The organism is Sphingomonas sp. Leaf34, from assembly GCF_001421805.1.
In the GTDB taxonomy this organism is placed as follows: domain Bacteria; phylum Pseudomonadota; class Alphaproteobacteria; order Sphingomonadales; family Sphingomonadaceae; genus Sphingomonas.
Genome location: NZ_LMLC01000004.1, coordinates 521,156 through 532,698, shown reverse-complemented (window position 1 = coordinate 532,698; position 11,543 = coordinate 521,156). Strand labels below are relative to the sequence as shown.

At 66.6% G+C, this 11,543-nt stretch carries 9 protein-coding genes and 2 tRNA genes; 3 read left to right on the top strand and 8 right to left on the bottom strand.

The genetic code is table 11. From position 1 onward, the window contains the following. Nucleotides 1-100: 100 nt before the first annotated feature. The 3 genes from ASF00_RS13930 to ASF00_RS13920 form a co-directional block, all read right to left on the bottom strand. On the bottom strand, nucleotides 101-1,048 hold the full coding sequence (locus tag ASF00_RS13930; RefSeq protein WP_235525835.1) for an alpha/beta fold hydrolase: 948 nt from the start codon (nucleotides 1,046-1,048) through the stop codon (nucleotides 101-103). 262 nt (nucleotides 1,049-1,310) lie between these two features. After that, nucleotides 1,311-1,387: transfer RNA gene (locus ASF00_RS13925), tRNA-Arg, on the bottom strand. A gap of 50 nt (nucleotides 1,388-1,437) precedes the next feature. After that, nucleotides 1,438-1,514, bottom strand: a tRNA-Arg gene (locus ASF00_RS13920). 94 nt (nucleotides 1,515-1,608) lie between these two features. On the opposite strand from ASF00_RS13920, the gene ASF00_RS13915 reads away from it, so the two are divergent. Next, entirely contained in the window at nucleotides 1,609-2,127 is a 519-nt protein-coding gene (locus ASF00_RS13915) for a hypothetical protein (RefSeq protein ID WP_055880160.1), read from the top strand. 45 nt (nucleotides 2,128-2,172) lie between these two features. Here ASF00_RS13915 and ASF00_RS13910 read toward each other — a convergent pair whose 3' ends face one another. The 3 genes from ASF00_RS13910 to hemB are packed head-to-tail and all read right to left on the bottom strand — an operon-like array spanning nucleotide 2,173 to nucleotide 5,946. Continuing rightward, nucleotides 2,173-4,413: a fused MFS/spermidine synthase gene (locus ASF00_RS13910; RefSeq protein WP_055880157.1), complete on the bottom strand. Its 2,241-nt coding sequence runs from the start codon at nucleotides 4,411-4,413 to the stop codon at nucleotides 2,173-2,175. Next, nucleotides 4,403-4,945: a GNAT family N-acetyltransferase gene (locus ASF00_RS13905; RefSeq protein ID WP_055880155.1), complete on the bottom strand. Its 543-nt coding sequence runs from the start codon at nucleotides 4,943-4,945 to the stop codon at nucleotides 4,403-4,405. The genes ASF00_RS13910 and ASF00_RS13905 overlap by 11 nt, the downstream gene beginning before the upstream one ends. After that, on the bottom strand, nucleotides 4,942-5,946 hold the full coding sequence (gene hemB / locus ASF00_RS13900; protein WP_055880153.1) for a porphobilinogen synthase: 1,005 nt from the start codon (nucleotides 5,944-5,946) through the stop codon (nucleotides 4,942-4,944). Before hemB ends, ASF00_RS13905 begins: the two co-directional genes overlap by 4 nt. Nucleotides 5,947-6,039: 93 nt before the next feature. Between hemB and ASF00_RS13895 the strand changes: the two genes are divergently transcribed. Further along, the gene (locus tag ASF00_RS13895) at nucleotides 6,040-6,924 is read left to right on the top strand and encodes a diacylglycerol/lipid kinase family protein (protein WP_055880150.1); all 885 of its coding nucleotides are present in this window, start codon (nucleotides 6,040-6,042) and stop codon (nucleotides 6,922-6,924) included. A 116-nt stretch (nucleotides 6,925-7,040) separates the two neighbouring features. Here ASF00_RS13895 and ASF00_RS13890 read toward each other — a convergent pair whose 3' ends face one another. Further along, a complete protein-coding gene (locus tag ASF00_RS13890) occupies nucleotides 7,041-8,234 on the bottom strand; it encodes a sensor histidine kinase (protein WP_082463438.1) in 1,194 nt (397 codons plus the stop codon). A 5-nt stretch (nucleotides 8,235-8,239) separates the two neighbouring features. Next, nucleotides 8,240-9,919 (bottom strand): energy-dependent translational throttle protein EttA, encoded by a 1,680-nt coding sequence (gene ettA / locus ASF00_RS13885; RefSeq protein WP_055880597.1) that lies wholly within the window; start codon nucleotides 9,917-9,919, stop codon nucleotides 8,240-8,242. A gap of 103 nt (nucleotides 9,920-10,022) precedes the next feature. Here ettA and ASF00_RS13880 point away from each other — a divergent pair, with 103 nt between their 5' ends. After that, a complete protein-coding gene (locus tag ASF00_RS13880) occupies nucleotides 10,023-11,426 on the top strand; it encodes a M20/M25/M40 family metallo-hydrolase (RefSeq protein ID WP_055880147.1) in 1,404 nt (467 codons plus the stop codon). Nucleotides 11,427-11,543 lie beyond the last annotated feature (117 nt).

Below are 11,543 nucleotides of genomic sequence, written 5' to 3'. Positions count from 1 at the left end.
GCCCCTGTTCTACCGCCTGTGCGGAAGAACAGGGAGCCGGGCAGTATTCACGATTCGGTGCCTTGAAGGGCGGAGCGAGGCGCATTCTTCGCCGCGGCCGTCACCCCGCGGCGAAGGCCGCGCGGATGAAGCGGGCGCAGGCTTCGGGTGCGGTCACCAGGATCATGTGGCCGCCCTCGATCGTATCGATCTTCGCCCCTGGGATGGCCGCCGCGGTCCGGTGACCGTTAAAGGCGGGATCGAGGATTGCATCCTGGCGTCCGAACAGGATCCGCGTCGGCACGCCGATTTCGCCATAGCGTTCGGTCATCGGCGTCAGGTCGTCGTTCACGCCGCCAAGATCCGCCGCCGCCGCCGCGATCGCGATCGGTCGCTGCGACAATGCGCCACCGCCACGAACTGCGAAATCCTCCGGCACCGCCTCGGGGGCGAAAATGCCTTCGAGCGTCTTGGCCGAAGTCAGGCGGCTGAGCGGCGTGCCGAGGACTTGCGCGAACCCGTGCCGTGCGCGCGCGGGCACACGAGCGAGCCCACGGAAGCTTTCGGGGACAGTTTCCTGCGGGCGGGTAAGCGGCGCGATCAGCGCGAGCGCGCGGACCAGGTGCGGGTATTCAAGCCCCACCGCGAGCGCGATCGCGCCGCCCAGCGAGTGCCCCACCAGCAAGGGGCGATCGAGCCCAAGCTTCTGGATGAAGTCGGCGATGATCGCACCCTGCGCGACGATTCCGGGCATGGCGCCCGTTGCGGTCGAATAGCCCGATCCTGGCCGATCGACGACGATCACGCGGTACTCGTCCTTTAGCAAATCGACCAGTGCATAGCCGAAGTTGCGCAACTGCCCGCCAAGCCCGTGCACCATGACGATCGTCGGGCCGCTGCCGACGTCGATATAATGTAGTCGAGCGCCGGCGACGTCGAGGAAACGGCCCTCCGCGGGCACCAGCGCCTCCGCGCGGCGCGCGATCCGGCTCGAATACAACGATAGCGCGAGCCCCGACACCGCTGTGAACAGCGCGCCACCGATCAACCCTTTGCTCGTCCGCCTCATTACCATCTCCTTCAGCTTATCTGTGCGCCGAACGCGCGACCATGTCCAAAGTCGCAGCGCGTCTATCGCGGAACCCGCCCCCACGTCGAACGTCCGATCAGCGAAGGAGATGCGCCGGTGGATCCATACGCCCAAACGCGACTCGGGACGTTCGCAAGTCAGCAGGCGGATTGAGGATCCGCCCGTATCGACAGTCACATCGACGCAAGAGCGCAGCGGCTCGATCGCATCGTCGCATGACCCAAAAGCCGATAAGGAAGAATGGTGCACCCAGAGCGATTCGAACGCCCGACCCTCAGATTCGTAGTCTGATGCTCTATCCAGCTGAGCTATGGGTGCATCGCCGTCCCGTGTCCGGTTCGACAAGCCCGCTATGAAGCGGAAAATCCTGGTGCACCCAGAGCGATTCGAACGCCCGACCCTCAGATTCGTAGTCTGATGCTCTATCCAGCTGAGCTATGGGTGCACTGGAGGGGCGCTGATAGCAGGCATTTTCGGAGGCGCAAGGGTCTCCCGCGAGAAAGTTGTGCGCAAAGCATTGGCGGCATAGAGCGACAGGCATGAAACACGCCCCCTCGCCTCGCCTCGCGGCGTTCGCCGCCATCCTCGTCGCCCTCGCCACGGCGGCGTGCAGCGCGGATACGAACAGCTATCCCTCGCTCGGCCTGCGACCGGTCGAGACGTTGGGATTCGCCGAACCCGAGGTAAAGACGGCGGTGGCGGCACCCGATCCAGCACTCGATGCAGATATCGCCGCGATCGCCGGCAAGCTCGCCGCGATCACGACGGGCTTTACGCGCGATGCGGGCAAGGCGGAGACGCTGGCACGGTCGGCGCGTGGCGCGGCAGTCGGGAGCGACGCGTGGATCGAGGCGCAGAGCGCATTGGCGGGGCTCGACGACTGGCGCGCGCAGAGTTCGTCGTTAGTCACCGACATCGAGGCGCTGGCGACAGACCGGGCTGCCAAGTTGCAACCCGACTATCCGGCGCTCGCAACGATCCGCGCGAAGGCGCAGGCAGAGACCGATCGGCAGGGCGCCACGATCGGGCGGATCCAGGCCAGCATGCCCGCGGCGTAGCAGCCACGCTCATATCCTCCCCCGCCAAGGGGAGGATAGTGCCGATCAGAACCCCTTCAGCAGCGGCAGGATCGTCGAGTAATCGTCGGTCCACCCGGTGAACCCCTTGCGCGCCCGTAGCGGCTTCCAGTCGAGATCGGTCGCACGTAGCGCCGCGATCGCGCGCGGATCGCGCGACAGTGCCACCCAGTCGGACGCCGACGCGCGGTCGACGAGCAGGCTCGACGGGCGGTATTTCATCTCGACCGCAATCCAACCGCCCTGCCGCGCGGCGGCCGCGATCACGGGTTCGAGATCGATGAACCGGTTCGAGATGTGCACGAGCAGCAACCCATCGCGCGCGAGCACCCGGCCATAGGTCGCGAACGCCTCGCTGGTCATAAGGTGCATCGGCACCGAGTCCGACGAGAACGCATCGAGCGCGAGCAGGTCGAGGTTGTTCGACTGGTCATTCCCGAGCGCTACGCGCGCATCGCCGAGCCGGATCTCCGGGTTCGGCAAACACCGCGACAGATAGGTGAACTGGCCGGTATCGCGGGCGATGCGTACCACCGCCGGGTCGATTTCGTAGAATCGCCAGCGCTGGCCGGGCCGTGCGTAACACGACAGCGTTCCCGTCCCCAGCCCGACGACGCCGATCCGCGCGCTGGGGCCGTACAGCGCCGGGGCGGCCTGCATCGCCTGCCCGACGCCTGAGCCGGCTGCGTAATAGGTGGTCGGCGTCCGCTCGCGCGCGGCCGATCCGCGCAACTGGATGCCGTGGACGGTCGTGCCGTGATCGAGCTCGCGCGTGCCGCCATTGGGGCCCGGCTCGTCGCGCACTGTATACACGCCGAAATAGCTGCGGACGCGCGCGCCCGACTCGATCGAGAGTGCCAGGCTGCGATACCCGCCGAACAGCACGAGCGCGCCCGCCAGCACGATCAGGTACGGCAGGCGAGCGCCGATCGCGACCAAGCCCAGCGTCGCGATGACCAGGAACGCCAGCCCCTGCCGGCTTTCGCCGAACACGCCGCCGGGATCGGTGATCCGCAACCCGGCGACGACGGCAATGGCGATCGTGATCGCCGCCAGCGCGATCCACTTGGCCGGCCCCTTCGCCATCCAGACGGTGCGGAACCGGCCCAGCAGATACATTTGCGGCACCAGCGCACCCGCGGCGAGTATCAGCATTGGATATTCGTACGTCCAGTCGAACACCACCGGCGCGACCAGCGCGGCGAACACCCCGCCGAGCGCCCCGCCCGCCGACATCGCCAGATAGAACCCGGTCAGCCGATCGGGCGCAGGCCGCGTGCGGTACAGCGCGGTGTGCAGCGCGACCGAGATCATGAACAGCAGCACCAGCGCGATCCCCGCGCTGAAGAAGGGGCGCTCGTTCACGCCGCCCATGATGATCCCGCCGAACAGCAGGATCGTAATCGGCGCGATCCGCGTCAGAAGGTCGGCGAGCCAGCGGTCGTTCGCGAACGCCACGCTGAAGCTCAGCAGATACAGCCCGAGCGGGATCACCCACAGCAGCGGCATCGCGACGATATCGGTGGTGATATAGGTCGAGGTCGCCAGCATCATCCCCGACGGCACCAGCGCCAGTGCGATCCAGTGCGCGATCCGTCTGGCGCCCGGCGGCGCGCTGGTCGCGGCGACATGGTCGACCGCCGCGGTCTTGGGCAGGCGGGTCGCGCAGGCGAGCACCAGCACGATCAGCAAGACATAGCCGCCGCTCCACAACAGGCTCTGGCCACGAACCGCCATCAGCGGCTCGACCAGCAGCGGGTAGGCGATCAGCCCGGCAAAGCTGCCAAGGTTCGAGGCGGCATACAGCGCATAGGGATCGCCGCCGCCGCTCGCATCGCTGAACCAGCGCTGGATCAGTGGCGCCTGCGCGGAGACCGCGAAGAACAGCGGCCCGATCGACAGCCCGAGCAGCCACGGCACCCAGAGCGCCGGCTGCGCCTCCGCCGATGGCGCCATCGCGACCAGCCCGATCGGCAGCCACAACGCCGCGACGATCAGCACGCCGAGGTGGATCGCCGCCTGCGCCCGCGGCCGGACGCGGCCGAGCCAATGCGCATAGGCATAGCCCGCGAGCAGCAGCGCCTGGTACACCAGCATCGCAGAATTCCACACCGCCGGCGCGCCGCCCAGCCGCGGCAACGCCATCCGCGCGACCATCGGCTGGACGAGAAACAGCAGGAACGAGCCGGTCAGGATCGTCGCGACGAACATCGTCCGGCACCAGCGTGCCATCAACGGACGATGCTCGCCCAAGGGGTTATCGGACATAGGCGGGACGGTCGATCCGGTAGAGGATATGGCGGCGGAGAGGATCGTCTTCGGCGAGCTTGGGATGATCGAAATCGCCATCGACCACGCGGGTCATGCCGAGCCGCTCCATGAGCGTACGGCTCGACCGGTTGGCGGGCACGGTGATCGCCCAGATCGTTGGCAGGTCGAGCCGGGTCCAGCCCCAGGCCAGCGCGGCCTCGGCGGCTTCGCGCGCGTACCCCTGCCCCCACGCAGCGCGGACCAGGCTCCAGCCGATCTCGGGCTTGTTGTCGATCGGCGTACCGACCGGGCCGGGCTTGAGCCCGCACCAGCCGATGAACGCGCCGGTATCGCGCCGTTCGAGCGCCCAGAAGCACGCGCCATAGTCGGCGAGGATCGCAGTCTGGCGCACCACCACCGCCGCCGAATCGGCCAGCGAGGGCGGCGGCCCGAGATACGCCATCACCGCCGGATCGGCGCACATCGCGTGATGCGCGGCGGCATCGTCGTCACGCCAGCCGCGCAAGGTCAGCCGCTCGGTCTCGATCATCCGCCGAGCAGTTTGGCCGCATGCGCCGCATGATAGGTCAGCACGCCCGAACAGCCCGCGCGCTTGAACGACATCAGCGTTTCGAGGACCATCACGTCGCGCTCGGCCGCCCCAGCGGCGACCGCAGCCTCGATCATCGCATATTCGCCCGACACCTGATACGCGAACACTGGCACCTCGAACGCCTGGCGGACGCGGACGATGATGTCGAGATACGGCAGGCCCGGTTTGACCATCACCGTGTCGGCGCCTTCCGCCAGATCCATCGCAACCTCGCGAAGCGCTTCCTCGGCGTTGGCGTTGTCCATCTGGTAGGTCTTCTTGTCGCCCTTCAGCAGCCCGCGGCTGCCGACCGCATCGCGGAACGGGCCGTAGAACGCGCTCGCATATTTGGCGGCGTAGGACATGATCTGCACATTGTGGTGCGAGTCCGCCTCGAGCGCGCTGCGGATCATGCCGATCCGGCCGTCCATCATGTCCGACGGCGCGATGATGTCCGCGCCCGCGTTCGCCTGGTTGAGCGCCTGCGCGACCAGCATCTCGGCGGTCGTGTCGTTGACGACATAGCCCGCCGCGTCGACCAGCCCATCATGGCCGTGGCTGGTATAGGGATCGAGCGCGACGTCGGTCAGCACGCCGACCTCCGGCACCGCGTCCTTCAATGCGCGGATCGCCTGGCACATCAGATTGTCGGGGTTGAGCGCCTCGCGCCCGTCATCAGTGCGGCGTTCGGGTTGCGTGTAGGGAAACAGCGCGATGCACGGGATGCCGAGGTCGCGCGCCTCGCGGCCGCGCGCGACGATCCCGTCAACCGACCAGCGCGAGACGCCCGGCAGGCTGGCGATCGGTTGCTCGATGATGCCGCCAGAACTGGGGCCTTCGCACACGAACAGCGGCCAAATCAGGTCGGCGGGAGTCAGCACGGTCTCGGCATGGAGGCGGCGGCTCCAAGCGGAGGCGCGGGTGCGACGAAGGCGAAGCGCGGGATAGCTTGCGGTCATGCGCAAGGCTTTGCGGGATGACCGCGGACGGATCAAGCGTTACCCCACACGCGTTACGCGTGCGGAACCGCCTGTCGTGCGTTTGGGAGCCCTATGTCGAACGATACGATCACCTGTGCCGCGCTCGTGGTCAACGCCAAGTCGCGCAAGGGACAAAAGCTCTTCAAGCGCGCCTGCGCGGCGATGTCGGGACTTCCCTATCAGGTCGACGCACATGCAGTCGAGGATCCGAAGGACCTCGAGGCGACCGTGCTGCGCGCGCTCGCCAAGAAGCCCGATCTGCTGATCCTGGGCGGCGGGGACGGCACGGTCAGCGGACTGGTCGACCTGATGGTCGGCCACGACGTGATCCTCGGCGTGCTGCCGCTGGGCACCGCGAACAGCTTCGCGCGCACGCTGGGTATCCCGCTGACCATCGAGGGTGCGGTCGAGGTGATCCGCACCGGCAAGCCGCGGCGGATCGACCTGGGGATGATCGACGGCGATTATTTCGCGAACTGCGCCGCAATGGGCATCAGCCCGAAGATCGCCGAGACGGTGCCGCACGGGTTGAAGAAGATCCTCGGCAAGGTCGGCTATCTCAGCTGGGCAGCCTATCAGTATCTCCGCTTCCGCCCGTTCACGCTGATCGTCGGCGAAGGCCCAACCGCGGTGAAGATCCGCGTCGTCGAGGTGCGGATATCGAACGGGCCCTATCATGGCGGTACCGAACTGGTCGACGCCGCGGCGGTCGATTCGGGCGAGATCGTCGTCCAGGCAGTGATGGGCCATGTGAAGCGCCGGCTCGTGCAGAACTGGTTCTCCAGCGTGTTCCGGCTGCAGTCGCGTCACGAGAAGGTCCGTGATTTCCGCGGCAAGAGCCTGAAGATCAACACCATCCCGCCGCTGCCGATCTCGATCGATGGCGAGGTGCTGGCACGTACTCCGGTGACGGCGAAGGTGGCGGCGGGAATTATCCGGGTGATGGCGCCGGCCTGATCCGAAGCGAGGCACCCCCCTCCTTGTTCTTCCGCGAAGGCGGGAGCCCAGTCTGGGTCCCCGCATTCGCGGGGACACAAGGTTGGTCGCTCGCGGTAGTTCGGTCGCACGATAGGCTAGGCGGCCGAGGTTACCCGCGGATCGGGTATATCGAGCGTGGCGCACGTCCCGACCACGCCATTCTCGATCACGATCGTCCCGCGCAGCTGCCGCGCGAGGCTGCCGATCATCCGCATCCCCAGGCTCTGCCGCGAAGCGGCCTTCAGATCGAAATCCGCCGGCAGCCCCGCGCCCGTATCCGAGACCGTCAGCACGATCCGTCCGTCAGCGCTGCGGATCGTCACCGCGATCGCGCCGCCGGCGTCGTCATAGGCATATTTGATCGCGTTGGTGACGAGCTCGGTCACGAGCAGGCCGACCGGGATCGCCGTGTCCGCGCTGATCAGGATCGCGTCGATATCGCACTCTATGCAGTGGTTCGGTGCCTGCTCGGCCAATCCCGTGGCGATCCCGCAGACCAGATCGTCGAGCGCGACGATGCCGACCTGCTCGCCACGCCAGAGCTGGTCATGCGTCTGCGCGATCGCGGTGATCCGCGCCTGCGCGTCACCCAGCAGCCGCGTGATCCGCGGATCGTCATCTTCCTGCATCTGCAGGTTGAGCATCGCGGAGACGAGAGCGAGGCTGTTCTTGACTCGGTGGCTGGCCTCGCGCGTGAGGAGTTCCTGATGCTCCATCGCATCGCTCAGCCGCTGCTCGGCCTGCTGTCGCTCGATCGCGACGCCGATCAGGTTGGCAAAGCCCTGCATGAAGGCGAGGTCGGCGGGCTCGAACTTGCCCTCGTCGGGGCTATCGACCTCGAGCACGCCGAAGCGCTTGCCCGACGTCTCGACCAGCACGTTGATCGCGCGGCGGATCTTGTGCTCGGCCATGAATGCGGGCGTGCGGAAACGGTCCTCATTCTCGAGATGGTTCGAGATCACCGGCTCGCCGGTCTCCAGCGCGAACCCCGCGGGCGAGGCGAGATCGGTACGCATCTCGGTCGACCCGACCACGCCCGGCGCCCAGCCGATGCCAGCACGCACCAGCAAGCTGTCCTGTTCGGGGCGATATTCCAGGAACTTGCAGTATTTCGAACGCATCCCCTCGCCGCACAGCTCGGTCGCCCGCTGCAGCATCGGTTCGAGATCGCGCGCACGCAGCGCCTCGATCCCGAAATCGGCAAGGATAGACTGCTGGCGCAGGCGATATTGAAGTTCGCCTGCGCCAGGCGGGGCATCGCCGCCGGGGGAGTGTTCGATAACCGGCATTGCCCTCAGCGCGTCAGCTTCTTGTAGGCCAGGCGAGTCGGGCGGTCGGCGGCGTCGCCCATGCGACGACGCTTGTCCTCCTCGTACGACGCGTAATTGCCCTCGAACCATTCGACATGGCTGTCGCCCTCGAACGCGAGGATGTGCGTCGCGAGGCGATCGAGGAAGAAGCGGTCATGGCTGATGACCACCGCGCAGCCTGCGAACGTCTCCAGCGCCTCCTCGAGCGCGCGCAGCGTCTCGACGTCGAGATCGTTGGTCGGCTCGTCGAGCAGGAGGACGTTGCCACCCTCCTTGAGCATCTTGGCCATGTGGACGCGGTTGCGCTCACCGCCCGACAGCTGGCCGACCTTCTTCTGCTGGTCGGGCCCGCGGAAGTTGAACGCGCCGACATAGGCGCGCGTCCCCATCTCCTGCTTGCCGAAGCGGAAGATCTCGAGCTCGTCGGAGATTTCCTGCCAGACGTTCTTGTTCGGATCGAGATCGTCGCGGCTCTGGTCGACATAACCCAGCTTGACGGTCGAGCCGACCTCGATCGTGCCCTCGTCGGGGGTTTCCTGCCCGGTGATGAGCTTGAACAGCGTCGACTTGCCCGCGCCGTTCGGGCCGATCACGCCGACGATGCCGCCCGGGGGCAATGTGAAGTCGAGACCGTCGAACAACAGCTTGTCGCCGTACGACTTGGTCAGGCCCTTCGCCTCGATCACCTTGCCACCGAGACGCGCGGGCAGCTGGATCAGGATCGCGGCCTTGCCGGCGACGCGATTCTCCTGCTTCTCCATCAGCTCGTCGAATGCGCGGATACGCGCCTTCGACTTGGTCTGGCGCGCCTTGGGGGTCTGGCGCATCCACGCCAGCTCGTCGGCGATCGCCTTCTGCTTGCCGGCCTCTTCGCGCTCTTCTTGGCTCAGGCGCTGCGCCTTCTTCTCCAGATAACCCGAATAGTTGGACTCGTACGTGTAATAGCGGCCGCGATCGAGCTCGAGCACCCAGTTGACGACATTATCGAGGAAGTAGCGGTCATGCGTCACGAGGATGACGTTGCCCGTATATTCCTTGAGGTAGTTCTCCAGCCACGACACGCTTTCGGCGTCGAGATGGTTGGTCGGCTCATCGAGCAGCAGGATCTGCGGCTTCTCGAGCAGTAGCTTGCAGAGCGCGACGCGGCGCTTCTCGCCGCCCGACAGGTTCACCACCGACGCATCGCCCGGCGGGCAGCGCAGTGCCTCCATCGCCTGTTCGAGCTGGCTGTCGAGCGCCCAGCCGTCGACTGCGTCGATCTTGGCCTGAAGCTCGCCCATCTCCTCCATCAGCGCGTCGAAATCGGTGTCGTCCTGCGGATCGCCCATCTCGGCCGAGATCGCGTTGAACCGGTCGACGAGATCCGCGACGGGACGCACGCCGTCCTTCACGTTGCCCATCACGTCCTTGGTCGGATCGAGCTGAGGCTCCTGCGCAAGATAGCCGACGTTGACGCCTTCGGCCGCCCAGGCCTCGCCGGTGAAATCGGGATCCATGCCCGCCATGATCTTCATCAAGGTCGACTTGCCCGAGCCGTTCGGGCCGATGATCGCGATCTTCGCCGACGGAATGAACTGCAGGTGGATGTTGTTGAGAACGGGCTTGTTGGCACCGGGGAAGGTCTTCGACAGACCCTTCATGACGTAGGTATACTGGACGGCCATGTGGGTGCCGAGCTCCATGCTTGAATGAGGCGGGATTTGACGTGCGCAGATAGCGATGCGGCGAGCCGTTGGCAAACGGGGAGCAGCACCATAGGCTACCCCCATGATGAAACGCACCCTGCTCGCGGTATTGGCCGCGTCCGCCCTCACCTCTCCTCTAGCGGCGCAACGTGCCGCCGCGCCTGCGACCGCCGTCGACGCGAAGGTCGCCGCGCTGCGCGACAAGGCGCTGACCGACGACACCGCGTACCAGATCGTCGAGGGCATCACGACCGAGGTCGGTCCGCGGATGACCGGCACCGAGGCAGCGCCGCGGGCGCGCGCCTGGTCGGTCGCCAAGCTCAAGGCGCTGGGGTTCAAGAATGTCCGGGTCGAGACATACCAGTTGCCCGTCTGGTCGCGCGGAACGGAAAGTGGCGACCTCGTCGCGCCCTATGCGCAGGCACTGCATCTGGTCGGCCTCGGCAATTCGGGCGCGACACCTGCGGGCGGGCTGACGCTGCCGATCGCGTATTTCGCAACTTATAACGACTTGGCACTCGCCGCCGACCGCAGTCTGAAGGGCAAAATCGCGTTCGTGTCGAACGCGATGCAGCCGACGCAGGACGGGTCGAGCTATGGATCCCAAGGCACCGCGCGCTTCGTCGGGCCGAACGTCGCTGCCAGGAAGGGTGCGGCGGCGATCGTGATCCGGTCGATCGGCACCGATCACGGCCGCGGGCCGCATGCGGGCAACACCAATTTCGATGCGGGCGTGACGCCGATCCCCGCAGCGGCGCTGTCGGTGGCGGACGCCGAGCATGTCGAGCGACTGGTAAAGCTGGGCAAGCCCGTGACGATGAAGCTGGTGCTGGAGGACAAGCAGGTCGGCATGCGCGACTCCGGCAACGTCGTCGCCGAGGTTCCGGGCACCGACCCCAAGGCCGGCGTTGTCCTCGTCGGCGGGCATCTCGACAGCTGGGACCTCGGCACCGGCGCGATCGACGACGCGTCGGGCGTCGCGATCACCGCCGCCGCCGCCAAGATCGTGATGGACAGCGGCCAGCGTCCGCGCCGGACGATCCGCGTCGTCTGGTTCGGCGACGAGGAGAGCGGCGGGTTCGGCGGAATAGCCTATGCCAAGGCGCATGCCGGCGAGCGTCATGCCACCGCCGCCGAATCGGACTTCGGCGCCGATCGCGTCTGGCGGTTCGAGAGCAGGCTGCCCGACGCCGCCAAGCCGGTCGTCGATCGCCTCGCGGTCGCGCTCGCGCCGCTCGGGATCATCCGCGGTGCCGGGGTCCCGCACGGCGGCACCGATGTCGGACCGACGATCGCCACGGGTGTTGCCGGAATCGACCTCAACCAGTCGGGTCTGCGCTACTTCGACTATCATCATACGCCCGAGGATACGCTTGATCGGATCGATCCCGAACAGCTTCGCCAGAACGTCGCGGCATGGACCGCGATGATCGCGACGGTGGCCAATGCACCCGAAGAAATCGGCCCGATCGTGCCTGAAAAGTGACCAGTTGCAGCAACCGAAACGTCATCGTTCTGCCGCAAACCTTGCGGAGAGATGAATTTAGCGGATTGACCGCCCGCCGGGGTCCGCTATTTGACGTGACTTCGCGACGGCAATCGG

Excerpts from the sequence above, each read along its gene's own strand:
- hemB (WP_055880153.1), bottom strand. The coding sequence starts at position 5,946 with ATGACCGCAAGCTATCCCGCGCTTCGCCTTCGTCGCACCCGCGCCTCC.
- ASF00_RS13880 (WP_055880147.1), top strand. The coding sequence starts at position 10,023 with ATGATGAAACGCACCCTGCTCGCGGTATTGGCCGCGTCCGCCCTCACC.
- ASF00_RS13915 (WP_055880160.1), top strand. The coding sequence starts at position 1,609 with ATGAAACACGCCCCCTCGCCTCGCCTCGCGGCGTTCGCCGCCATCCTC.
- ASF00_RS13890 (WP_082463438.1), bottom strand. The coding sequence starts at position 8,234 with ATGCCGGTTATCGAACACTCCCCCGGCGGCGATGCCCCGCCTGGCGCA.
- ASF00_RS13910 (WP_055880157.1), bottom strand. The coding sequence starts at position 4,413 with ATGTCCGATAACCCCTTGGGCGAGCATCGTCCGTTGATGGCACGCTGG.
- ASF00_RS13905 (WP_055880155.1), bottom strand. The coding sequence starts at position 4,945 with ATGATCGAGACCGAGCGGCTGACCTTGCGCGGCTGGCGTGACGACGAT.
- ASF00_RS13930 (WP_235525835.1), bottom strand. The coding sequence starts at position 1,048 with ATGAGGCGGACGAGCAAAGGGTTGATCGGTGGCGCGCTGTTCACAGCG.
- ettA (WP_055880597.1), bottom strand. The coding sequence starts at position 9,919 with ATGGCCGTCCAGTATACCTACGTCATGAAGGGTCTGTCGAAGACCTTC.
- ASF00_RS13895 (WP_055880150.1), top strand. The coding sequence starts at position 6,040 with ATGTCGAACGATACGATCACCTGTGCCGCGCTCGTGGTCAACGCCAAG.